The 21503-nt window shown below is 68.6% G+C and carries 22 protein-coding genes and 2 tRNA genes; 8 read left to right on the plus strand and 16 right to left on the minus strand.

Annotation, left to right across the window (positions count from 1 at the left end; genetic code table 11):
- Positions 1-11 precede the first annotated feature (11 nt).
- Entirely contained in the window at positions 12-1277 is a 1266-nt protein-coding gene (locus A37U_RS42185; protein ID WP_020495322.1) for a hypothetical protein, read from the plus strand.
- Positions 1278-1322: 45 nt separating this feature from the next.
- Here the strand turns inward: A37U_RS42185 and A37U_RS0103995 are convergent, their stop codons facing one another.
- Together A37U_RS0103995 and A37U_RS0104000 are read right to left on the minus strand one after the other, a co-directional pair.
- On the minus strand, positions 1323-2186 hold the full coding sequence (locus A37U_RS0103995; RefSeq protein ID WP_020495323.1) for an oxygenase MpaB family protein: 864 nt from the start codon (positions 2184-2186) through the stop codon (positions 1323-1325).
- A 39-nt stretch (positions 2187-2225) separates the two neighbouring features.
- Positions 2226-2816, minus strand: coding sequence for a TetR/AcrR family transcriptional regulator (locus A37U_RS0104000; protein WP_020495324.1), 591 nt, complete (start codon positions 2814-2816; stop codon positions 2226-2228).
- A gap of 57 nt (positions 2817-2873) precedes the next feature.
- Here A37U_RS0104000 and A37U_RS0104005 point away from each other — a divergent pair, with 57 nt between their 5' ends.
- Positions 2874-3365, plus strand: a complete 492-nt coding sequence (locus tag A37U_RS0104005) for a monooxygenase family protein (RefSeq protein ID WP_020495325.1) — start codon at positions 2874-2876, stop codon at positions 3363-3365.
- Here the strand turns inward: A37U_RS0104005 and A37U_RS0104010 are convergent.
- Positions 3352-4899 (minus strand): acetolactate synthase large subunit, encoded by a 1548-nt coding sequence (locus tag A37U_RS0104010; protein WP_020495326.1) that lies wholly within the window; start codon positions 4897-4899, stop codon positions 3352-3354. The two genes, A37U_RS0104005 and A37U_RS0104010, sit on opposite strands and share 14 nt — an antisense overlap.
- A 19-nt stretch (positions 4900-4918) precedes the next feature.
- On the opposite strand from A37U_RS0104010, the gene A37U_RS0104015 reads away from it, so the two are divergent.
- Together A37U_RS0104015 and A37U_RS42190 are read left to right on the plus strand one after the other, a co-directional pair.
- The gene (locus tag A37U_RS0104015; protein WP_020495327.1) at positions 4919-6544 is read left to right on the plus strand and encodes an FAD-binding dehydrogenase; all 1626 of its coding nucleotides are present in this window, start codon (positions 4919-4921) and stop codon (positions 6542-6544) included.
- Positions 6541-7701, plus strand: a complete 1161-nt coding sequence (locus tag A37U_RS42190) for an FAD-dependent monooxygenase (RefSeq protein WP_020495328.1) — start codon at positions 6541-6543, stop codon at positions 7699-7701. Before A37U_RS0104015 ends, A37U_RS42190 begins: the two co-directional genes overlap by 4 nt.
- Here A37U_RS42190 and A37U_RS0104025 read toward each other — a convergent pair.
- The 6 genes from A37U_RS0104025 to A37U_RS0104050 all read right to left on the minus strand — a co-directional run bounded on the left by A37U_RS0104025 (position 7671) and on the right by A37U_RS0104050 (position 14774).
- Positions 7671-8537 (minus strand): proline iminopeptidase-family hydrolase, encoded by an 867-nt coding sequence (locus tag A37U_RS0104025; protein WP_020495329.1) that lies wholly within the window; start codon positions 8535-8537, stop codon positions 7671-7673. The two genes, A37U_RS42190 and A37U_RS0104025, sit on opposite strands and share 31 nt — an antisense overlap.
- Positions 8530-8925 carry a nuclear transport factor 2 family protein gene (locus A37U_RS0104030; RefSeq protein WP_026196856.1) on the minus strand — a complete coding sequence of 132 codons (396 nt, stop codon included), beginning with the start codon at positions 8923-8925 and terminating at the stop codon, positions 8530-8532. The genes A37U_RS0104025 and A37U_RS0104030 overlap by 8 nt, the downstream gene beginning before the upstream one ends.
- 68 nt (positions 8926-8993) lie before the next feature.
- A complete protein-coding gene (lysX, locus tag A37U_RS0104035; protein WP_020495331.1) occupies positions 8994-12293 on the minus strand; it encodes a bifunctional lysylphosphatidylglycerol synthetase/lysine--tRNA ligase LysX in 3300 nt (1099 codons plus the stop codon).
- A gap of 36 nt (positions 12294-12329) precedes the next feature.
- Entirely contained in the window at positions 12330-13349 is a 1020-nt protein-coding gene (locus A37U_RS42195) for an alpha/beta hydrolase (RefSeq protein ID WP_157182599.1), read from the minus strand.
- A gap of 303 nt (positions 13350-13652) precedes the next feature.
- Complete coding sequence (locus A37U_RS42200; protein ID WP_157182600.1) at positions 13653-14546, minus strand: alpha/beta hydrolase; 894 nt, start codon at positions 14544-14546, stop codon at positions 13653-13655.
- Positions 14547-14585: 39 nt separating this feature from the next.
- A complete protein-coding gene (locus A37U_RS0104050) occupies positions 14586-14774 on the minus strand; it encodes a hypothetical protein (RefSeq protein WP_026196858.1) in 189 nt (62 codons plus the stop codon).
- Positions 14775-14938: 164 nt separating this feature from the next.
- Here A37U_RS0104050 and A37U_RS0104055 point away from each other — a divergent pair.
- Together A37U_RS0104055 and A37U_RS0104060 are read left to right on the plus strand one after the other, a co-directional pair.
- Positions 14939-15011 (plus strand) — tRNA-Asn (locus tag A37U_RS0104055).
- 29 nt (positions 15012-15040) lie between these two features.
- Positions 15041-15403: a DUF4186 domain-containing protein gene (locus A37U_RS0104060; RefSeq protein WP_020495335.1), complete on the plus strand. Its 363-nt coding sequence runs from the start codon at positions 15041-15043 to the stop codon at positions 15401-15403.
- Here A37U_RS0104060 and A37U_RS0104065 read toward each other — a convergent pair whose 3' ends face one another.
- On the minus strand, positions 15404-16099 hold the full coding sequence (locus tag A37U_RS0104065; protein WP_020495336.1) for a TetR/AcrR family transcriptional regulator: 696 nt from the start codon (positions 16097-16099) through the stop codon (positions 15404-15406).
- A gap of 94 nt (positions 16100-16193) precedes the next feature.
- Between A37U_RS0104065 and A37U_RS0104070 the strand changes: the two genes are divergently transcribed.
- Positions 16194-17384, plus strand: coding sequence for an FAD-dependent monooxygenase (locus tag A37U_RS0104070; RefSeq protein WP_020495337.1), 1191 nt, complete (start codon positions 16194-16196; stop codon positions 17382-17384).
- Here the strand turns inward: A37U_RS0104070 and A37U_RS0104075 are convergent.
- A complete protein-coding gene (locus tag A37U_RS0104075) occupies positions 17340-17999 on the minus strand; it encodes a cysteine hydrolase family protein (protein WP_020495338.1) in 660 nt (219 codons plus the stop codon). The two genes, A37U_RS0104070 and A37U_RS0104075, sit on opposite strands and share 45 nt — an antisense overlap.
- A gap of 149 nt (positions 18000-18148) precedes the next feature.
- On the opposite strand from A37U_RS0104075, the gene A37U_RS0104080 reads away from it, so the two are divergent.
- A tRNA-Ile gene (locus A37U_RS0104080) sits at positions 18149-18225 on the plus strand.
- Between the two features lie 14 nt (positions 18226-18239).
- Here the strand turns inward: A37U_RS0104080 and A37U_RS54755 are convergent.
- The 5 genes from A37U_RS54755 to A37U_RS0104105 all read right to left on the minus strand — a co-directional run bounded on the left by A37U_RS54755 (position 18240) and on the right by A37U_RS0104105 (position 21500).
- On the minus strand, positions 18240-19094 hold the full coding sequence (locus tag A37U_RS54755; RefSeq protein WP_086010767.1) for a tyrosine-type recombinase/integrase: 855 nt from the start codon (positions 19092-19094) through the stop codon (positions 18240-18242).
- 65 nt (positions 19095-19159) lie between these two features.
- A complete protein-coding gene (locus A37U_RS49290) occupies positions 19160-19729 on the minus strand; it encodes a DUF3558 family protein (RefSeq protein ID WP_157182601.1) in 570 nt (189 codons plus the stop codon).
- Positions 19730-19802: 73 nt separating this feature from the next.
- Positions 19803-20141 (minus strand): hypothetical protein, encoded by a 339-nt coding sequence (locus A37U_RS51270; protein WP_157182602.1) that lies wholly within the window; start codon positions 20139-20141, stop codon positions 19803-19805.
- 299 nt (positions 20142-20440) lie between these two features.
- Complete coding sequence (locus A37U_RS0104100) at positions 20441-20914, minus strand: hypothetical protein (protein WP_020495341.1); 474 nt, start codon at positions 20912-20914, stop codon at positions 20441-20443.
- Between the two features lie 139 nt (positions 20915-21053).
- Complete coding sequence (locus A37U_RS0104105; protein WP_020495342.1) at positions 21054-21500, minus strand: MarR family winged helix-turn-helix transcriptional regulator; 447 nt, start codon at positions 21498-21500, stop codon at positions 21054-21056.
- Positions 21501-21503 lie beyond the last annotated feature (3 nt).

A 21503-nucleotide genomic window follows, 5' to 3' on the forward strand; every position in this document is an offset into this window, starting at 1 on the left:
GAGGTGGACAGGTGCGTATCCTGCGAATCGGCACGCCCGAGACGAAGGCCAGCCAGAATGTGCACGCCGCACTCGTTTCCTGGCGCCGGGGCGAGCAGGTCCGCGGCGGCATCGCGCTGATCGGTACGAAACCACCGGGATGCAAGCGCATGGCGGACGCGGTGCTGGTGCTGCCACGCGGGATGCTCGTGGTCGTCGGGGTCGATCTGCCCGATCCGGCGAAGCGGCTCGAGGCACCGGTCGACGGTCCGTGGCTCGCCGACGGCTGGCCGCTGATCGACGACAACGCCGCGGGCGCGGTCAATCCCGCCCACAAGGCCCTGAACACGGCCAGCGCCGCGGTGCGTTCCCTCGGCGCACTGCTCGGCGAACCCCTGACCTCCTGCGCGGTGCTCGCGGTCGGCCCGTACGCGGGCGAGGTCATCACCCCGCCCGCCGATCTGGCGCGCGGGATCCGGGTGCTGTTCCCGGAGCCGGGCAGCCTGCGCGAGGCCGCCGATCAGCTCGGTGGCGAGGTGTTCACCTACGAGCAGGTGCGCAGGATGCTCGCCACGCTCGCCCCGCAGGAACCCGTGCTCTCCGATGCCGCGCTGCACGAGGAGGGTTTCGTCGAGCACCGGCCCGGCCCGCCCGCGCCCGTCCGGGAGGCTCCCCCGCAGCAGGCCCAGCTGGTCACCACGATGCACCGGCCGGAGCAGGAACGGCCCTGGTGGCGGCGCAAACCGAGCTGGCTGCCGTTCGCGCTCGGCGGAGTGCTCGCGGTCGGCGCGCCCGGCCTGATCCTGCTCGCGGGCGGCGGCACATCCACACCGGCCTCGGCGACCGGCGGCCCTCCCCCGGTGACCGTGGACGGCAGCACCTATCACCGGGTGAGCGCGGACACCACACCCGACTGCGCCGCGCACGCCTACGGCGATTCGCAACCGGCCCTGCAGCAGGCACCGTGCACCCGCCTGGCGCGCGCGGTGTACGCGAGCAAAGCCGGGGAACGCGCCGCCTCCGTCGCACTGGCCACGGTGACCTTCGGGGAACCGGACGCGGCGCGGCGGTTCCACGAGACGGCGGCAAAACCCGGGGCGGGCGGGATCACCGACCTGGTCGCCGAGGGACGACACTGGGCGGGGGCGCCGCGTTCCTTCGACGATGCCGCCTTCACCACCCTGCGCGACGGCGCCCGGGTGCGCATCGGACAGGCCGTGTACACCGTGGGGAAATCCGATCCGGACGATCCCGCGCTGACCAAGCTGGCCACCGATGCACTGCACCTGCCCGGCTGAGTCCGTATCCCATCGGCGGAGCCGCTTCCATCACCCATGTTCCGGCTAGTCCGCGGGCAGCAGCCGGGGTGAGGGCTCGGCCTCGGCGCCGAGCCTGCGCAGCGCGGCGAGAATTCCGGGACCGTGCCCGAGGAACGGAGTGCGCGAGGGCGCGAGCAGCGCCAGTCCGCGCAGTGCGCGCAGCAGGGCGAGCGCGGCCGGGCGTGGATACGGCTGGAATCCGTAGAGCCGGATCGCCCAGCCGGGAAGCAGCGAATAGGCCAGGTGCCCGAGCAGCCGCTCGTAGACACCGAGGCCGAGGCGCAGCGCCCCGTCGAGCGGGGGCCGGTGCAGGAACTCGTAGATCTCCAGCGCGTCCGGGGTCGCCGCGAGTTCGGGACGCAGCCGCGCGAAGTACCGGCGGATGCCGGCGACCGAACCCGGCACGCCCTCCTCGTCCAGGCCGACGAGCGCGGCGACGGCGCGCTGCTCGCGGAAGTAGCGGTCGAGCTGCGGCCCGGTCAGCCGCATCCCCGCAAGACGGACCATATCGACGAACGAGACCACCTCGGCGCAGTGCACCCAGCACAGCAGTTCCGGTTCATCGATCCGGAACTGCTCTCCGGTTACCGGATCGGTCGCGCGCAGCCGCTCGTGGATCGCCCGCACCCGCGCGCCCGCCGCGTGCGCCTGTCCGGTGGTTCCGTAGGTGGTGACGTCGACGTACTGGCCGGTGCGCCGCAGCCGCCCGAGCGGATCAGTGCGGTAGTCGGAGTTCTGCACGACCCCTGCGACCGCCCTCGGATGCAGTGCCTGCAGAAAGAGGCTGCGGATACCGCCGACCCACATGGCCGGGTCCGCATGCACCTGCCAGGTGACGCTGTGCGGTCCCACCAGCCCGGCGTCGGCCTGTTCGAGCGTTTCGGTCATGCCCCGCTCCCAAGACAAGTCACCTCGGACTGTCTCAGGTTACGCCAGCCAGGCGCGGATGGCGGCGGCTACCACGGTCCGATGGTTCGCCTTGATGTCGAGCGTGGCCGGGACACTCTTGTTCAGTTCCAGGGTGACCAGACCGTGCACTCCCGACCACAACGCAAGCGCGATAGCCTCGATGGGGTACTCGCCGAACAGGCCTTGTTCGCGCGCCGCCCGCACGGCGTCCAGCAGTGGGGCGATGGCCCGGGCAGCCTCCTCGCGGGCCTCATCGTCCGGTTCGAGTTCCGGAACGGCGCCGCCGAACACCACCTGGTACAGGTGCGGGTTCGCGATGCCGTACTCCCGGTAGGCGACGCCGAGCCGTTCGATGGTCTCCAGCGGGTTCCGCCCCGGCTCCACCGCGGCCATCGCCACCGTGAATCGCCGCGCCCCCTCGATGAACAGCGCGCGCAGCAGTTCGGGTTTGCCGCCGAACAGCGAGTAGACCGCCGTGGTCGAGGTTCCGGTGCGCTCGGCGAGTTTGCGCAGGCTCAGCGCGGCCGGGCCCTGCTCGACGAGGGTCCGCCCCGCCTCCTCGAGCAGGTTCGCGCGCAGCGCCTGATCGTGAGTCCGTGGTCGTGGCACTTGACAAGAGTACCGTAACGCTGTTTCATAACAGTGTTACGAATCTGGGAGGGTGCAATGAACATTCATGAGGGACGCTGGACCGCACGGGTCACCCAGGACGAGCAACCGGTGCTGTTCCTGATCGGGATGCGGGTCAACAAATGGTGGCGGCTGGACCTGATCGCCTGGACCGGCTTCGCGATGGGCCGGATGCTGGTCTATCTGCGCAAGCACCCCGAAGCGGGGATGCTCACCGCGGGCAACAGGTTCGGCCGCACCACCATGCAGATCGGATACTGGCGCAGCCTGGAGCACGTGGTCCGGTTCGCCGAGGATCCCGCGGCGCCGCACCTTCCCGCGTGGCGCAAGTACTTCGCCAAGGCCTACAAGTCCGGGGCGATCGGCGTCTGGCACGAGACCCACCCGATCGACGGCTTCGACTGCGTCTACGTCAACATGCCCCGGTTCGGGCTCGGCAAAGCGTTCGGGCATGCCCGCGTGGACGGCACGACGACCACGGCGCGCAAACGGGCCAGGCGCAACGCACGCACGGTCACCACGGCGTGATGACGGCCTCGATCACGTGCGGGCCCGGCTCGGCGAAGGATTCCCGCAGTGCCGTGGCGAACTCCTCGCACGTGTCCGCGCGCCGGGCGGGCACGCCCATTCCCGTGGCGAGGGCGACGAAATCGAGCTCGGGCTCGGTGAGCGAAAGCAGCCGCCGCGCCTGCTCTCCCTCGCGCGCACCGACCCTGGCCAGCTCCATCCGCAGCACCGCATAGGAACGGTTGTTCACGAACACCGTGGTGACGTCCTGCCGTTCGCGTGCCATGGTCCACAGTGCTGCCGGTCCGTACATGGCGCTGCCATCGGCTTCCAGGCACAGCACCGGCCGGTCCGGACAGGCGATGGCCGCCCCGGTCGCGACCGCCATGGCCTGGCCGATCGCCCCGCCGGTGAGGGTGAGCAGATCGTGCCGCGGTGAACCGAGGGTGCTGGCGGGCAACGTCACCCCGGAGGTGTTCGACTCGTCGACCAGGATCGTGTCCGGTGGCAGCAAAGCACCGATCACATCGGTGAACGCGGTCGGGGTGAGCGCGCCATCGGGGAGTTCGGGGACCGGGGCGATCGGTGGCTCCGGCGCCCTGTCCCCGGTGAGCTCGGCGAGCGCGGTCAGTGCCGCCGTGCCGTGCTGGGCGACCGTGGCCAGGGTGTGCACCCGCGCGCCCTCCGGGGTGAGCTCGCTCGGTCTGCCCGGGTAGGCGAAGAACGAGACCGGGGCGGGCGTCCCGGCGAGCACCAGGTGCTCGAATCCGGTGAGCTGATGCTGGACGTGTTCGGCCAGGTAACCGAGTAGCTCGGTCTGCGGCAACCCCCGTCCCCTGGTCATCCGGGCCGGGAAGTGTTCGGCGAACACACGCGCCCCGGTGTTCGCGGCGATCCGGTCCGCGGCACGCAATCCCTGCTCGCCGAGGGTTTCGCCGCCGAGCAACAGACAGGCCCGTTCGCCCTCGGCGCGCAGCAGCGCGGCGAGCTCGGTGACGGTCTGTCCGGGCACCGTCTCCAGTCCGGTCTCCGGCACCTCGACCGGTCCGGTGCCGCCCTCGGACCAGGACACGTCGGCGGGCAGGATCAGCGTGGCGATGCCGTGCGGTGCCCCGTTCGCCTCCCCGACCGCCTCGGCAACATCCACCACGAGGTCCTCGGTGCACGTGCATTCCCTCGTCCACACCGAGACCGCCCCGGCGAGCGCGGCGATGTCCGAGGTGAGCGGGGCGTCCAGGTGCCGGTGATGGGTGGCGTGGTCCCCCACGATGGTGATCATCGGGGAATGCGCGCGCCGGGCGTTGTGCAGGTTCGCCCAGCCGTTGGCCATTCCCGGGCCGAGATGCAGCAGCGTGGCCGCGGGTTTCCCGGCCATCCGCGCGTAACCGTCCGCGGCACCGGTGACCACACCCTCGTAGAGCCCCAGCACCGCGCGCATCCCTTCGACCTCGTCGAGCGCGGCGACGAAATGCATCTCCGAGGTTCCCGGGTTCGCGAAACAGACCTCGACCCCGGCGTCCACCAAGGCACCGAGCAACGCGTGCGCACCGTTCATACCGGGTACCGTAACGCGCATGGACGCGGACGTGATCATCGTCGGTGCCGGACTCGCCGGACTCGTCGCGGCGACCGAGCTCACCGGCGCGGGGCGGCGGGTGCTGGTGCTCGATCAGGAGCCGGAGGCCTCCCTCGGCGGCCAGGCGTACTGGTCGCTCGGCGGCCTGTTCCTCGTCGATTCCCCGGAGCAGCGCCGCCTCGGCGTGCGGGACTCGGTCGAGCTCGCCATCGACGACTGGTTCGGCTTCGCCGGATTCGACCGCGAGGAGGACCGCTGGCCGCGGGAATGGGCCCGCGCCTATGTCGAGTTCGCCGCCGGGGAGAAGCGTTCCTGGCTGCACGGGATGGGGATGCGGTTCTTCCCGGTCGTCGGCTGGGCGGAGCGGGCGGGCAATTCGGTCCCCCGGTTCCACATCACCTGGGGAACCGGTCCCGGGGTGCTCGCCCCGTTCGTACGGCGGGCCCGGGAGGCGCAGCGGTCCGGGCTGCTCGAGTTCCGGTTCCGGCACCAGGTGGACGAACTGAGCACCACCTCGGGCGCGGTGGACGGGGTGCGCGGTGCGGTGCTCGAACCGAGCCGGGTGGCCCGCGGGGAACGCAGTTCGCGCACCGAGACCGGTTCCTTCGAACTGCACGCCGAGGCCGTGCTGATCAGTTCCGGCGGGATCGGCGCCAACCACGAACTGATCCGGGCGAATTGGCCCGCCCGGCTCGGCACCCCGCCGGCGAACATGCTCACCGGGGTGCCCGCGCACGTGGACGGGCGGATGCTCGGGATCGGCGCGGCCGCCGGGGCGAACCTGATCAACTCCGACCGGATGTGGCACTACGTCGAAGGAATCACGAACTACGCGCCCATCTGGCCCGGCCACGGAATCCGTATCCTGCCCGGTCCGTCCTCGCTGTGGCTCGACGCGGAGGGCAACCGGCTTCCCCCGCCGAACTATCCGGGTTTCGACACCCTCACCACTCTCGAGCATCTGCGCGGAACGGGATACGACTATTCCTGGTTCGTGCTCACCGAGAAAATCATCGAACGCGAATTCGCGCTCTCCGGATCAGAGCAGAATCCCGATCTGACCGGGAAGAGCATCGCGAAGACCTTGGCGCGCAAGCTTCCCGGCCCGCCGGGACCGGTCGGTGCCTTCCTGCGCAAGGGTGCCGATTTCGTGACCGCGAATTCGGCGCGCGAACTCGCCGAGGGAATGAACAAGGTCACCGGGGAATCCCTGATCGACGCTTCGGCACTGGAGGCGGAACTGCGCACCAGGGATCTGCAGATCGACAACAAATACTCGAAGGACCTCCAGGTGACCGCGATCAACGGGGCACGGCGGTATCCGGGGGACAAGCTGATCCGGGTGGCGAGCCCGCACCGGTTGCGCGACCCGAAGGCGGGCCCGCTCATCGCGGTGCGGCTGAACCTGATCAGCCGCAAGACACTCGGCGGGTTCGAGACGAATCTGTCCGGGCAGGTCCTCGACGGCTCGGGCGAGCCCCTTCCGGGCTTGTACGCGGCCGGTGAAGCGGCCGGATTCGGCGGCGGCGGGGTGCACGGCTACCGCGCGCTCGAGGGCACCTTCCTCGGTGGCTGCCTGTTCTCCGGACGTAGCGCGGGACGTGCCATCGCGGGTGCGCTGTGACCACCCGGCACGCGGTCATCGCCGGCGCGGGCATCGGTGGTCTGTGCGCCGCCGTCGGGTTGCATCGCGCAGGCTGGCGGGTGACGGTGCTCGATCGGGCCCCCTCCCCGGAACCGTTCGGCACCTGCATCGCCCTGGCCCCCAACGCCCTGCGCGCGCTGGACGGAATCGGTATCGGGGAGAAGTTCCGGGAGTTCGGCATCGCCGGGGGCCGCGGCGGGATCCGCAGCCCGGACGGGCGCTGGCTGACCCGCCGCGATCCGGGCATGATCAACGACTACTTCGGCGAGCCGTTCGTGATCGCCCGCCGTGGCGCCCTGGCCCGCGTGCTGCTCGAAGCCCTGCCGGATTCGGTGCTGCACAACGGAATCCGGGTCACCGGTGTGTACCGGAACGTGGTGCACACCGATCGCGGCGAGTTCTCCGGGGACCTGGTCGTCGGGGCGGACGGCATCCACTCGGCGGTGCGCGGAACACTCTTCCCGTGGTACGGCGCGCCGCGCCCGAACGGGATGATCGTCTGGCGGTTCGTCCTGCCCGCCGGTGGGCCGCGGTGTTCGGGAAGCGAGACCTGGGGCGCGGGCCGCTCCTTCGGCATCGTGCCGCTCGCGGCCGATGCGACCTACTGCTTCGCCTCGGCGCCGAAACCGCGTGGTTCCTGGGATCCGCGCACCGAACTCGCGGCACGGTTCGGTTCCTGGCACGAGCCGATCCCCGAACTCATCGCCGCGGCGGGCGAGGACCTACTCTGCCACGAACTGCTCCGGCTCGATCCACCGCCCGCACGGTTCCATCACGGAACCACCGTGCTGCTCGGGGATGCCGCGCACGCGATGCTGCCGAACCTCGGCCAGGGCGGCTGCCAGGCCATCGAGGACGCGGCCACCCTGGCCGCCCTGCTGAGCGGGAACCGTCCGCTCACCGAGGCACTGGAGCGGTACTCCGCGCTGCGGGTGCCGCGCACCAGGGCGATCGCCGCGAACTCCGCGCGGGTGTCCCGGATCGCCGGACTGCGGTCCCCGTTCGCGGTCGCCGCACGGAACGCGCTCGTGCGGGCCAGCAATCGGCTCCCCGACTCGCTCGTGTTGCGCGGAATGGGCGCGGCGCTGGACTGGTGGCCGCCGGATCAGGAACGGGCCTCGACCCGCGCCAGGTAGTCGCGGATCAGCCGGATGTACTCCGAGCGGAGTGGTTCCCGTTCCAGAAATCCCAGGTGTGCGGCATCGGGTTGGGTCACGTGTTCGGCGTCCGGGATGCGCTCGGCGATGGCGGCGAGATGCGCGGGCACGCACTCGTCGAACTCGCCGCCGAGTACCAGCGTCGGCACCCGGATGCGGTCGAGCCGGTCGAAGATGTCCCAGTCCCGCAGGGTTCCGGTCACGTGATAGTCGGCCGCGCCGATCAGCGTCCGGAAAGTGCGCGGGCAGGCCCGGCCCGAATCGAGCCGGGCGGGCGCGGTGCGCAGGACACAGGCCCGCAGGTACTCCTGTAGGGCGCGCGGATAGTCGGGATCATCGGTCTGCCCGCGCAATTCCCGGCCATAGGTGCGATCGAGCACCCGGCCGGGAAGGGCGGCGAGCAGTTCCCGGAGTTCGCGGGTGAACCGTGGCACGCTCGCCGGGCCGTTGGCACTGATCAGACTGGTCCACCCGGGATCGCGCTCGGCGGCGTACTGCATGCCGAGCATGGCGCCCCAGGAATGCCCGTAGACATGCGGCGCGCGCAGGCCGAGGCCGTCGAGCACCACGCCGAGTTCGTCGAGAAACCGTTCCACGGTCAGCAAAGCCTCGTCCTCGATCGGGTCCGAACGGCCTACACCGAGCTGGTCGTACCAGATCACCTCACGTTCCGCCGCCAGCGGCGCGAAGGCCGCGAACAGCGGATCACTCGGGTAACCCGGGCCGCCGTGCACGAGTAGCAGCGGCACCCCACCGCTGCCCATCCGGCGATACCACACGCTGCCGCCCGGCACGGCGATCCGGCCCTCACGCACGCCGATCCCCTTCGTGCGCGGCGCCCCGGTCCGCGGGCACCTCGTAGGCGTACTCCTCGATGCGTTCGATGCGGCCGCCGGTGAACCGGAAATACATCGTGGCGTGCACCTCGCCGCGCTGCCCGTTTGCCCGTTCGAAACGCAACACCTGTTGTTGCAGTACCTCGTTCGCCTTCGCGAACTGGCGCAGGATCTCGAAGCGCACCGAGTCCACCGTCCTGGCCAGCGAGGTGAACCGGCTCAGCTGCTCGTCGAGTGTCCGCTCCCCCGCGCCGTCGTTGTGCCATACCGTGGCGCTGTCCGAGCACAACGCCCGCATACCGGCGAGATCACCCGACTCCAGAAATCGCAGGCTCCGTATCGCTCGTTCACCAATCTCCATGGTCATCCAAGCATACGCAGGAACGCGGAGAACATAAGACCTGATAAATTCCGCCGCGTCCGGCAGTACCGAGCTCAGACGCCGATGTCCTTGCGCACGAAGGGGAACGTGATCACCTGCCGGATCGGCGCGCCGGTGAGCAGCATGACCAGCCGGTCGATGCCGAGGCCGAGCCCACCGGTCGGCGCCATGCCGTACTCGAGCGCGTGCAGGAAGTCCTCGTCCAGTTCCATCGCCTCGGGATCTCCGCTGGCCGCACGCAGCGATTGGGCGGTGAGCCGCTCGCGCTGGATGCGCGGATTGGTGAGCTCGGTGTAGCCGGTGCCGATCTCTCCGCCGAAGGCGACCAGGTCCCAGCGTTCGGCGAGCCGTTCATCGGCCCGGTGCGGGCGGGTCAGCGGGGAGACCGCGGCGGGAAAGTCCGTGTAGAAGGTCGGCGATTCGGTACCGGGCTCGACCAGTTTGTCGTAGGCCAGCTGCACGAGTTCGGCGTTCTCCTGCTGACCGGTGACCTCGAGTCCCGCGCCGAGGCAGGCCTGGCGCAGGCTCGCGCTGTCCGTACCCGGGGTGACCGTGCTGCCGAGCGCCTCGGAGACGGCGCGATACACCGGAATCACCGGCCAGTCCCCCGCGATGTCCACTTCGGACACCACACCGTCCGCGGATCGCCTGCGCACCACCGGTTTCCCGTGGACCGCGCGCGCCACCTGCTGGATGAGGGTGCGGGCGAGTCCGGCCATCTCCGCGTAGTCGGCGTAGGCCTGATACGCCTCGAGCATGGTGAACTCCGGATTGTGCGTGGCGTCCGCGCCCTCGTTCCGGAAGTTCCTGCCCAGTTCGAACACCCGCTCCACCCCGGCGACGCACAACCGCTTCAGGTACAACTCGGGCGCGATGCGCAGATACATCCGCGCGTCGTAGGCGTTGAGGTGGGTGGTGAACGGGCGTGCGTTCGCCCCGCCGTGCACCCGCTGCAGGATCGGGGTCTCGACCTCGAGGAATTCCTTGCCCTGCAACATCTCCCGCACCGTGCGCAGCACCGTGCCACGCAGCCGGAGCACCTCACCGGCGCTCGCCCCGGTGAGCAGGTCCAGGTAGCGGTAGCGCACCCGGGACTCTGCGTCCACGAGCCCCTTTCGCTTGTCCGGCAAAGGATGCAGGCACTTCGCGGTCAACTTCGTCTCGCGCACGGCCACGGAGAGCTCGCCGGTGCGCGAGGTGATCACCTCACCGGTGACCGCGAGCTGGTCGCCGATGTCCAGGCCGCGGCGCACCGCGCGCAGTTCGGCGCGGCCGAGCCGGTCCGCGGTGAGCATCGCCTGCAGTTCCCCGCTCCCGTCGCGCAGCACGATGAAGCACAGTCCGCCGAAATCCCGTTTCGCCACCACCCGCCCGGCCACGGTGACCGTCTGTCCACTGTGGTCATCGGGGCCGAGCAGGGCGAATTCCTCGTGCAGCCCGGCCAGCCGCCGCGGGGACACCTCCGCGGGCGGGTAGGCGTCGATGCCCTCGCTCTCCAGCGCGCTGAGCTTGGCCATCCGCACCCGGACCTGCTCACCGAGCTGCCGTTCGGGGGCGACGGCGTTCGCACTGGACTCGATCTCGCGCACCCGCTCGAGGAACGCGGGATCGGTGTTGCCCGGCTGGGCGAGCAGGGACCGTCTGCGAGTCGGCACGAATCCCTCGGCCATCCCGGCCACGAGTGAGACCCGGGCGAGCTGGCGGCTCTTCTGGTAGCACAGGAACCGGGGAATCCAGGTCGGGGCGTACTTGGCGCTCGACCGGTACAGCGATTCGAGCTGGAAGTACCGGGAGAAGAAGCGCAGTATCGCGCGCCAGGCGCGCAGCACCGGTCCCGCACCGATCCGTTCCCCCTCGGCGAAAACGGCGCGGAACATGGCGAAGTTGAGCGAGATCCGGCGCACCCCGAGCCCACCCGCGGCGGCCACGACCTCGGTGACCAGGAACTCGATGATCCCGTTCACCCCGGCGCGGTCCCGGCGCATCACATCGAGCGAGAGCCCGCCGCGTCCCCAGGGCACGAAGGACAGCAGCCCACGCAATTCGCCTTGTGCGTCATAGGCTTCGGCCATCACACAGCGGCTGTCCGCGAGATCCCCGAGCCGGCCGAGCGCCATGGAGAACCCGCGCTCGGTCTCCTCGCCGCGCCACGCGTCCGCGCGGGCGAGCAGTTCGGTCATCCCCTCGGCCGGAATGTCCTCGTGCCGCCGGATGCGCGTGGTGTATCCGGAGCGGCGCACCCGGGACACGGCCTGGCGCAGGGACTTCCGCCCGCGCCCGGAGAGGCTGAACCGGTCCGCCTCGATCACCGCCTCGTCCCCGATCTCGCGTGCCTTGAGCCCGCCGCGCCGGTACGCTCGCGCCCCGCGTTCGCTCGCGCCGAGCGCGCAGGGTATCCAGCCGTACTGGCGTGCCTCCTCGATCCACGCCTCGACGGCCATCGACCAGGCGCTCGGATCACCGATCGGATCACCGCTGGCCAGGCTGCAGCCGCCGAGCACCCGATAGGTCACCGCGGCCGCGCCACCCGGGGCGAACACCACGCTCTTGTCCCTTCGGGTGGCGAAGTAGCCGAGCGAGTCCCGGTCCCCGTGTTCGGCGAGCAGCTCCCGGATGCGCAGTTCATCGCCGGGGTTCACCAGCCGCCGGGAGCGCACCGCGGCGAAGAACACCACGACCGCGGCGAACAGCACGAGGGCCGCGGCGAACCCGATGACCAGGCTCACCCAGCGCGGGCCGATCCCGTGGATACCGAAGAAGTGCAAGGTGATCAACCGGCCGACCGTCTGGTTGGCCGCCCAGGCGAACCGGTCCCAGGTGTTCTCCAGTTTCCCGGGGAACAGTTCGGTGAGCCCCCAGCCGAACAGGGTGACCGCCACGAGCCCGCCGACGAACAGCGCGAGCGCGCGGCGCAGCGCCCCCTTCGCACGCCGGGCCGGGAAAGCCGGGCGCAGCAGGATCTCCGCCACGAACACTACGAGCACCAGGGCGAACATCACCGGGAGTACGTACTGCATGATCATCGGCGGTTTCCGGACCTCGAGGTCCGCGTACACCTGGGAACCGCGCAGGACGAGCGTGACGAGGAAGGTCACCGCGAGGATCGACCAGAAGCCCTGCAACAACAGTAGTACCCACAGCGCGGCCCGTTTGCGCCTGCGCAGCGCGACCCCGAGCAGGGCGAGCGCGAGCGCCATGAACAGGCTCGCATCGGCCGGGACGAAGAAGATACCGGTCAGGATGTTGACCGGCAGCCAGAGCCAGCGCACATGACCGGGGAACACGGCGAGCACGAAGCTGCACAGCGCCATGATCTCGGTCAGCGTCGCGAGGAACGCCGCCGCCCTGTTCATCCATGCGGGAGGTGTTGTGCTCGTCACGGTGGGATCCTAATGGCGACCGGGTACTCCGACCTGCTGCACGTCCGTGGTTCTGGGGAACTGCCGGTCCGCGAAGGCGATCAGGAACGGCAGCGCGGCGCGCGCAGTGTTCCAGGTGTGGTTCATGCCCGGTTCTTCACGCAGTGCCACCCGTTGTCCCCTGGCGAGCAGCGAGCGGGCGAGCCGCTTGGCGACCTGTACATCCACCCGGGACCCCATTCCGGCATCGATCATCGCCGCGATCGGCTGGGTGAACCGCATCCGCGGGATGTAGGCACGCGGATCGTTCGCGGCCGCCAGCGCCTTGTCCCCGCCGAGCAGCGCGGCATCCGTTCCGAGGGTGTCGTAGGGAAGGGTGATCAGCATCGTGGCGAACTCCGGGAGATGGCGCAGGCCCACGTTCAGCGCGCAGAACCCACCGCCGGACATCCCGCCGATCGCCCGGTCACCCCGACCAGGGAGGGTGCGGAACCGGTGGTCGATCTGCCCGACGACGTGCTCGGTCAGGTAACTCTCCAGCTGCGGACCGTGCGGAACGTTCAGGCATTCCCAATCGGTCCCCGTATCGCCCGCCGTCATGTCCGCCCCGACCAGGATCATCGGGCGCACCAGGTGATGACTGTAGAGCTGGTTCATGGTGCCGACCGCATCGCCCGCGGTGAACCAGTCGTCCGAGGTCCCACCCGGATAACCGTGGATCAGATACACCACCGGATAACGCCGGTTCGCGTTCGCCGGATCGTCGTAGCCCGGTGGCAGCAACACGTTCGTCGATCCGCCGCCCGGACTCAGCTTCGCATCAGGCAGCGGGATCCGCACCAGCCGCGGCTGATCCCCGCCCGCCCGCGCGCTGCGGGCGAACTTCAGCGCCTTGGCCCCGCGCGCACCCGGATCGTCCTGATCACCGCCGTTCGTATCGTCCACGACCATCCGGCCGAGCGGGGCGATGAACGAGGGGCCGCGGGCGAGCACCATTCCCAGATCGTGCGGGGTGCGAATATATCCGACATAACTATTCAAGCCGGTCATTCCGGCGAGTAACGCAAATACCACGACACCGACAAGAAGAATGCTTTTCTTTACCTTACGTTGACGAAGCCAAAACCAAAAGACGAGACAAGCGATCGCAAATACCGTCAGTACGATCCAGATCCACTCTCCGTCGAGCGAACCCGCCGTCCTGGCGTGTTCCACCACGTCCGCGGGCAGCGCAGGGCCCGGATCGAACCCACGGGCCCCTCGACCGTCCGTCATTTCTCTCCTCGCCGACACGATTTCCCGCAAGATTCCGCAAGAGCAGGACGCGTGAACCACCGAAAGGTTGGTCCGGGATCAAACGATGCCCAATCGGGCGGTGAGCCATTCTAGCGCGTCCGAGAATCCACGATTCCACACATTCCAATCATGGCCGCCCTGGGGCGCCTCGGACCGCACCGCCATTCCCGCGCGTCTGCAGGCGGCGGCCGCGCGGCGCACCTCGGGGCCGTACTCGGCGTCCTGCGCACCGGCCACGAACCACCCCGCGCTGCGCGGGAATCGCTGCCGCGCAAGAATGTCCAGCGGATTCGCCGCACGGAAAGCCCGCACGTCGCCGCCGAACCCCGCCCTGATCGCGCCCGTGACCGTGCCGAGCGTCTGCGGAGCCTCACCGGAAAGGTCGAGGAAGGTGGGGAATCGCGTGGCATCACGGACCCCCAGTTGCAGTGCGCAACTGCCCCCGTAGGAGAGCCCGCCGACCGCCATGTTCGGGTTCACCCGGAAATGCGCGCGCAGCCAGTCCGGCACATCCACCGCAAGGTAGCTCTCCACCTTGCCGAGCCGGGAATCCATGCACAGCATGCCGGTCTCGTCATCGGGTCCCGTGTCGTCCGGCATGACCACGATCGGGGCCACCCCGCCGTGCCGTTCGGCGAAAGCGTTCAGCACATGCTCGAGCCCACCACTGGCCAGCCACTGCCCCGGATCGCCCGGTTCGCCGTGCAGCATCTCCAGCACCGGGAACCGTTGCGCGGGACGGTGATCGTAGGCGGGCGGGAAGTACACCCGCGCCGGGCGGGCGGCGAACTTCGACACCACACCGGGAATCTCGAGCGCGCGCACCTGACCGATCGAACCGCGTAGCCGGGGATCCGGATCGGGCCCGACACCTGCCACCCCGAAGCACACCAGCAGCCCCGCCCCGGCCACCGCCAAGATCAGCCGCGCGAGCATGCGCCTCGACCACACGGGCACACCGTAGCCGCCCGGCGTGAAAAACGCGTCTGTTCAGCCGCCTTGCTGCCGGTCCCCACCGAACCGCTCCCCCAGCTTCGCCCGGACCACCCCGGCCGCACCTTGCACCATCGGATGATCCGCGACCCTGCGGTAGGCGCGCACCAGCTGCTCGTAGCGCTCTCTCCCCGCCCGCGAACCGAGCACATAACCGACCGCGATCCCGAGCACGAACACGCGCATCACCAACACACCCTCATCCGACTCACCACAGCTGGACCACCATTCTCCCATGTCAGCTCGCTGCTGTCCCGGTACGCCCCGCGCGGGCGGGGGTCCTCTCGAGGCACCGATCGGACATGCGCTACAGTTACTACTCGTCACGGCGAGCCGTGACGGAAGAGCAATCCCCGGTAGCTCAATTGGCAGAGCATTCGGCTGTTAACCGAAGGGTTACTGGTTCGAGTCCAGTCCGGGGAGCTCCACTCTTTGTTCGAAGGACAGTTCTCATGTCCAGCGAATCCCTCGATGAGTTGCTGAGCCGCCTGGCGCGGCAGCCGTTCCGCGCCAAGTTCCATCTGCGCGGCCCGGATCGCGCCAAGGCCGAACTCACCGCCGCGGCCACGATCCGCATGCACGCGCACGACCTCATCGCGCAGCGGCTCGCCCCCGCCGAACCGCGCAAGGACGGCAAGCAGACGCCCTACCGCGGGCACCCGGTGTTCGTGGCCCAGCACGCGACGGCGACCTGCTGCCGGAACTGCCTGCGCAGCTGGCACCGCATCCCGAAGGGCCGGGCACTCGACCGCACCGAGCGGGAGTACGTCGTCGACGTGCTGTGCCGGTGGATCGAACGGGAACTCCGGGCCTGATCAGGCCCGCTGCTCAAGCAGGGACCCCACACCGTCGAGGATCCGCTCGAGCCCGAACTCGAATGCCTTGTTCTGGCTGTCGTGCGCCTCGGCCGACTTCATGGCCGCCAGCAGGGCCGGAAACCGCTCCTCGCGACCGCGCACCAGGGCAGTGAACCGGCCCTCGATGCCGTCCTCGGACACCCGCGCTACTCCCTGCTGGACCAGCGAACGCACATGCCCGGACAGCGTCGCGGCCACGTCCAGCTTCTCCCCGCCCTCCAGCCCGATCCCGTCCAGCGCGGCCACCGACTCCTCCAGCCAGTCGAGCTCGTTCGGCCCGAAGGCACGCCGTCCCACGGTCGTCTGCAGGGTCCACGGATGCCGCCAGAACCGCTCGCTCATGCGCAGAGCCCAGGCGTACAGCCGTGGCCGCCAGCCACCCTCGAGGTCCGCGAGCCTGGGCGGTTCCCCGATCGCGATATCGGTCATCAGCGCGACCAGTTCGTTCTTGCCCGGCACATAGCGGTAGAGCGCCATCTTGGTCACCCCGAGCGCGGCGGCCACTCGCTGCATGGTGACCGAGTCGATCCCCTCGGCATCGGCGAGCGCGATCCCTTCCCCGGCGATCGCGTCCAGCCGAAGGGTCGGCCGGGGCCCGCGCTTCGGGGCGGCGAGGCCCTCCCACAACAAGGCCGTGGCCTCCTCGGTTCCCATGCGCACTCCCTGCTCGTTCGATCGTCCTTGCCAACCGGTGAAACTGCATCTATCGTACACTGTGTCGCAAGGAAACAGTTTTGATCGGAGCGGTATGAGCACTTCCGCGTTGAGTCATCTCCGGGTACTCGTCTCCGGGGCGGGCGTGGCCGGCCCCGCGCTCGCCCACTGGCTCGGGGTGCACGGCGCACAGACGACCGTGGTCGAGCTCGCACCGGCGCTGCGCAGGAGCGGGTTCGTCGTCGACTTCCGGGGACCGACCCATTTCTCGGTGCTCGAGCGAATGGGCGTACTCGACGAGTTGCACGCGGTACGCACCGGTGGCGGCGCCATGATCTACGTCGATGAGCACGACCACGAGCGCTACCGGCTGCCCCTCGAGTTCGCCGGTGGTGACCTCGAGGTGCACCGCGGCGATCTGTCCCGCATCCTTCACGAGCGCAGCGCGGACAACACCGAGTACCTCTTCGGCGAGACGATCACCGAGCTGCATCAGGATGCCGCGGGGGTCCGGGTGGAATTCGAATCGGCACCCGCACGCACCTTCGATCTCGTGATCGGCGCGGACGGCATCCACTCCGCTGTTCGTCGTCTCGTATTCGGGAAGGAGACGAACTTCGTGCGCCACCTCGGTTACTACCTCGCCAGCTGGAGCCTGCCCAACGACGACGGATTCGACACGACCCCGCGGATGTACAACACTCCCGGACGGCTGGCGAGCGTCGGCGCGGATCGCCGCGACACCAAACGGGCGGGCGCCATGTTCGCCTTCGCCGCTCCGGCCCTGGACTACGACCTCCGCGATATCGAGCGGCAGAAATCCTTCGTGCGTACCGCATTCACCGGAATGCGCTGGCATGTACCCGAACTGCTCGACACGCTCCAGGACGCGCCCGAGCTGTACTTCGATTCGATCAGCAGGGTCACGATTCCGCACCTGACCAAGGGACGCGTCGCGCTCCTCGGCGATTCCGCCTGGGGCGTCACCCTCGGGGGCATGGGTGTGGGAACCGGAATCATCGGCGGTTACGTGCTCGCCGGTGAACTCGCCACCGCCCGCGGAGACCACCGCACCGCGTTCAGCGCCTACGAACGGCGAATGCGACGGTTCGCCGGACGCTGGCAACGGGCCGCCAGCCCGGGCCGGTTCCTCGCCCCCGCGAGCGCATCCGGGCTCTGGCTGCGCGACACCCTGTTCAAGCGCTCCCTCATACAGCGGATGATGGTCAGCGGCAGCGGCTCACTCGCCAAGGACGACGGACTCCCCGACTACCCCGCCGCATAGCCGGGCGAACTCGCCGGTCGTGCGCACATCCGCGGTCGACTGAGCGAGCACCACCAGCGTCGCCGCATGCACCTCGTCCGCGGTCATGCCACCCTGACCGGCGTCCGGATGATCGTAGGTCGCCGTCGCATCCGAGAGCACGAGCACCTCGTAGTCGAGGAACATCGCATCCCGCGCCGTCGCCTGCACACAGTCCTCCGTCGTCACCCCGCACAGCACCAGCGTGCGCACCCCGGCGAGCCGGTCCCGCAGATCCGTGCCATGGAACGCGCTGTATCGCGTCTTCGCCAGCACCGGTTCCGCCGCGTCCCGGTCCAGGCCCGCGTACAGCTCCGTTCCCGCAGTGCCATCGATCAGCGCCGTACGTTCCGCCACCGCCGGATAGATCCGGGCGAACATTCCCATGTCCGTGCCGTCCGGGTTGTGCGCATGCCGGGTGAACAACACCGGCATCCCGGAGCCACGGGCCGCCGCGATCGCGCCATTCACCACCGGCATCATCGCCCGGCCCTGCGCCACCTCCAGCGGAGCACCCTCCAGCAGGAAATCATTCTGCATATCGATCACCAACAGCGCCGCACACCGCGGATCGATACCGTCAATCCGGTAGCCCATCGCCTCACCAAGCCCCGTTGCCCGTTTCGCCGGAAGTTTATGTTGCCAATGTGACGACCGTCAACCACAAGCCATCTTCGGTCTGCCTACCAAGGCCATCCTGCCCCGATCCGGCACAGCCGTGTAACCTGGCTCGCCGGAGACACCACGGGGCAGTAGCTCAGTTGGTCAGAGCAGGGGACTCATAATCCCTTGGCCGCCGGTTCAAGTCCGGCCTGCCCCACCACTTTCATCCCTCCCTTAACGTGCGGAAACGGTCCATGCCGAGCACCGCGGCGACGGGCACCTCCTCGTCGCGGGGTGGCAAATAGGTGGCAACGTTTGCCCCTCACCGCCCATAGCCGACGGGTCCTCCAGAGCCTGCGTGATTGCCGCCCGCTGCGCCGGTTTCTCCTCCGCAAGCCTCGCTATCTGCTGACCCACCGCAAGCCCATCGGAAGCCTGGTCCTCGCCGGGCTCCCGCTGCTCGCCCTCGTCAAGAACCGAACGCACCTCCTCCCAATGGCTATCGGCGAGATGCGCGTACCGCTGCGTGGTCCTGATGTCCTTGTGGCCGTGCAACGCCGAAAACGCATCGAACCGAATGCCGTCCTGAAACAGCAAACTCGCGTAAGTGTGCCGCATATCGTGGGGCGTGGCCGCTGCCGCTAGCTCAGCTGGCGGCGTAGGTATTCGAGTCGTTCGGTGATGGCCTGGTCGGTGGCAGGGGCGCAGACCAGGTAGTCGTCGCCGTGGCCGTCGATTTCGAGCCGGTTGAGCCAGGCGCCGTGGGGTCCGAGAACATAGTCGAGGGTGGTCTGGCTCCGTTGAGTCCGCCCTGGTCGCGGGTCTGCACCAGGAACTCACCACCATCCTGGTTGGGTACCTTGACCAGTTCGAGGACGGTGGCGCGGGCTTCGTCTTCGACGGTGTAGTCGTTGTCGACAAGGTATCTCTCGGTGGTGCCACACCAGCGGGACCGGCCCCACGCTTCGCCGCACCGGCAGCGTCGCCCTTCCAACGGTCCTCGAGCTTGCCCGCCGTCTGCTTGATCCGATCCGAGATCTCGTTGAACCGCTGCGGCAGCCCGAAAACCTGGTCCTTGGACTGGAACATGCCCTCAGTCCCAAGCTTCTGCTCGACCAGCTTCTGGTAGATCTCCTCCCCGCTGTACCCCACGACTACTTCCCTCCCGATCTCACCGTGTCCATGGTTGCCGATGCCGTCGCATCCGTAGTCTTCTTCGCCGCAGTCGGGCTATCCGCTGTGACCTGAATGTTCGCCGACTCGCGGTCATTCAGACCGATAGTCCGGATCGACCGTCTTTCGCCGCGCCTTTCGGTCGTTTTTACCGCAGGATAACCATCAACAGTCACCGGCCCGAAAGTCTCGTAGTAATGCGCCAGCTTCTGTTTCCGGTACTGAGCATCAAGTCCCATGCCCAGCAAGCTCACGGTCACGCCGTGCTGCGTTCCCGATGCACCCCACTGGCACAACCTATTTGGTTTTCCATCGTTACGGTGCCCACTATCCGTAACCTTCGGCCGCGTAGACATTCCCAGTCTCGAAATCGTGGCCTTGGGCGTCAGACCGCACGGGTCATTGACGTATTGCGAAACGTCGACTGGCGTCGTGACCTTCGGGGCACCTCCGGACGGTGGAGCGCTAGACGGTTTGTCAAGGCTGCCCGGCTGTGCAGGGGCACCGGCCGCATCCGGAAAGCCCTGCCGCGGCAGCAGCGGATAGCTCAACAGCCAAGGTTGCCCGTTTCACGCCTTATTCCTCCGCAAGTCCTGCGCGTTGTGCTCTTCGTCCTGCTGATAGTCAGCCAACGCTCTCTTCATGCTCTTCACCAGATCGTGGAGGTATATCGACGCGCCCCGGCTTGGTTCGCCACCTTTTGAAGGGACGCGCGATATGCCTCGACGTACTCCATGCTTTTCTTGTCAGAGGCAGGCGGCGATGCCGCACGGGCAGCGTCTCGGGGTCGAACTCGTAGCCCTTGCCACCGTGATCGGGTTCGGGGTCCTGCGGCTGGCCGGACTGGTGCAGGTAGGCGGCGCGCTGGATCTGCTCTTCCCCATTACCGGGGTTGTTCGGATCGTAGCCACCAGGATCGCTCGGCAGCTGGCCGTGCTTGACCGTCTCGATCTGCTCGCTCATCGGCGTCAACGGGGTCGACCCCGCCGTGCCCGGTAGCGGTAGCAGTCCCTGCTGGCCTTCCCCCGGCGTGGTCATGCCTGCGCTCTCCTGCTCCCGCCGCATCGCGAACCGCAGCCCATCGTAGCGATGTGACGTCACCACGTGTGTGGTATGACGAAACTCGGCGATGCCGGTTCCCCGGCGCGCTGCGCGTTGCTCACTGGGCTCATCAGCACGGGTGAAGCAAGGAGAAAAGCCCGACTCGCAGCGACCGGCAATAGGACTGTGGGGTCGGAGTCGTGCTTTTCCTCGTGAGTCGACTACCCATGACCAAGACGGGTGCGTCCGCGGCGGATCAATGTCACGACCGCCGCGCTGACCAGCAGCAGGGGAAGCAGTTCGGGCACGAACGCAACGAGAACCCCCGCAGTGTCATACCCGAGCGTCATTCCCGCGTTCAGCGCGGCGAGCAGGACGAGGCTGCCGAGGTGCGCCCACGTCTGCCTGGAACCGGTGACCAGCCACCCTCGGAATCGAGTCAGGACCCGGTCACCGCGAGCGCGCGCCCATTCACGCCGAACGAAGCCCAACGCAAGGCCTCCGAGGACGATCAGCGGGGCTACTTCGGGGGCGAGGGCGGTAAGGATACCGAGCATGTCGAGTCCGATCACCGTGCCCGCACTGGCCACGGACATCAGGATGATCCTGCTGAGGTGCATCCCGGCCACGGTGTAGCCGGTCACGATCCACGACCGCAGTCGGCCAAGACCTCGTCGCAGTGCGCCGATCATCATGTCCCCGTCCTCGATACGCCACGGCGATCGTGGGCAATGATACCGCGACGCGCCCCCGGTACCGGTTTCTTCGCCCTGTTCGCGGTCTCGCCCCGCGACAGTCCTCGCTCATGGAAACGTAGCGGTCTTCGAGGACGGTTCAGCCCTCGAAGACCCGCTTCAGCTTCTCGAGCGCGGATTCGATCTCCGCCATGTCCGACACCGAGAGCTTGGCGGCATACGCCTCGAAGAGCTTCTGGTCGTACCGGCGCAAAACCCGCCGGAACGCCGTGCCGCGCTTTTCGAGCCGGAACACGTGGACTCGCCCGTCATGTGGGCTTCGCTGCCTGGAGATGTACTCGTCCTTCTCCAACCGCGCCAGGTGCTGGCTGATGGCGCCCTGCGAGACGCCCAGTCCCTCGGCCAGTTCCTTGGACGTGATGTTCGGGTCGTCGACGATTTTCCCGAGCACGAGTTGCTGCTGAACGGTCAGCCCGAAGTCGTCGTAACGCGGACCGCGCCGCTCGGACTCGACCCACAAGTCCACGAAGAGCTGATTGATTCGCGCCGCCAGGGCACGCCTATCCGTCTTCTCCTCAGCAGCCATCGG

Source organism: Sciscionella marina DSM 45152, from assembly GCF_000379465.1.
Classification (GTDB): domain Bacteria; phylum Actinomycetota; class Actinomycetes; order Mycobacteriales; family Pseudonocardiaceae; genus Sciscionella; species Sciscionella marina.

What these genes read in the sequence shown, in the direction of transcription:
- A37U_RS0104070 (WP_020495337.1), top strand. Translation starts at nt 16,194, where the DNA reads ATGAGCACTTCCGCGTTGAGTCATCTCCGGGTACTCGTCTCCGGGGCG.
- A37U_RS0104060 (WP_020495335.1), top strand. Translation starts at nt 15,041, where the DNA reads ATGTCCAGCGAATCCCTCGATGAGTTGCTGAGCCGCCTGGCGCGGCAG.
- A37U_RS51270 (WP_157182602.1), bottom strand. Translation starts at nt 20,141, where the DNA reads ATGAGCGAGCAGATCGAGACGGTCAAGCACGGCCAGCTGCCGAGCGAT.
- lysX (WP_020495331.1), bottom strand. Translation starts at nt 12,293, where the DNA reads ATGAACAGGGCGGCGGCGTTCCTCGCGACGCTGACCGAGATCATGGCG.
- A37U_RS0104105 (WP_020495342.1), bottom strand. Translation starts at nt 21,500, where the DNA reads ATGGCTGCTGAGGAGAAGACGGATAGGCGTGCCCTGGCGGCGCGAATC.
- A37U_RS0104100 (WP_020495341.1), bottom strand. Translation starts at nt 20,914, where the DNA reads ATGATGATCGGCGCACTGCGACGAGGTCTTGGCCGACTGCGGTCGTGG.
- A37U_RS0104015 (WP_020495327.1), top strand. Translation starts at nt 4,919, where the DNA reads ATGGACGCGGACGTGATCATCGTCGGTGCCGGACTCGCCGGACTCGTC.
- A37U_RS0104050 (WP_026196858.1), bottom strand. Translation starts at nt 14,774, where the DNA reads ATGCGCGTGTTCGTGCTCGGGATCGCGGTCGGTTATGTGCTCGGTTCG.
- A37U_RS0104030 (WP_026196856.1), bottom strand. Translation starts at nt 8,925, where the DNA reads ATGACCATGGAGATTGGTGAACGAGCGATACGGAGCCTGCGATTTCTG.
- A37U_RS42195 (WP_157182599.1), bottom strand. Translation starts at nt 13,349, where the DNA reads ATGACCGGCTTGAATAGTTATGTCGGATATATTCGCACCCCGCACGAT.
- A37U_RS0104005 (WP_020495325.1), top strand. Translation starts at nt 2,874, where the DNA reads ATGAACATTCATGAGGGACGCTGGACCGCACGGGTCACCCAGGACGAG.
- A37U_RS54755 (WP_086010767.1), bottom strand. Translation starts at nt 19,094, where the DNA reads ATGTTCCAGTCCAAGGACCAGGTTTTCGGGCTGCCGCAGCGGTTCAAC.
- A37U_RS0104065 (WP_020495336.1), bottom strand. Translation starts at nt 16,099, where the DNA reads ATGGGAACCGAGGAGGCCACGGCCTTGTTGTGGGAGGGCCTCGCCGCC.
- A37U_RS0103995 (WP_020495323.1), bottom strand. Translation starts at nt 2,186, where the DNA reads ATGACCGAAACGCTCGAACAGGCCGACGCCGGGCTGGTGGGACCGCAC.
- A37U_RS0104075 (WP_020495338.1), bottom strand. Translation starts at nt 17,999, where the DNA reads ATGGGCTACCGGATTGACGGTATCGATCCGCGGTGTGCGGCGCTGTTG.
- A37U_RS0104010 (WP_020495326.1), bottom strand. Translation starts at nt 4,899, where the DNA reads ATGAACGGTGCGCACGCGTTGCTCGGTGCCTTGGTGGACGCCGGGGTC.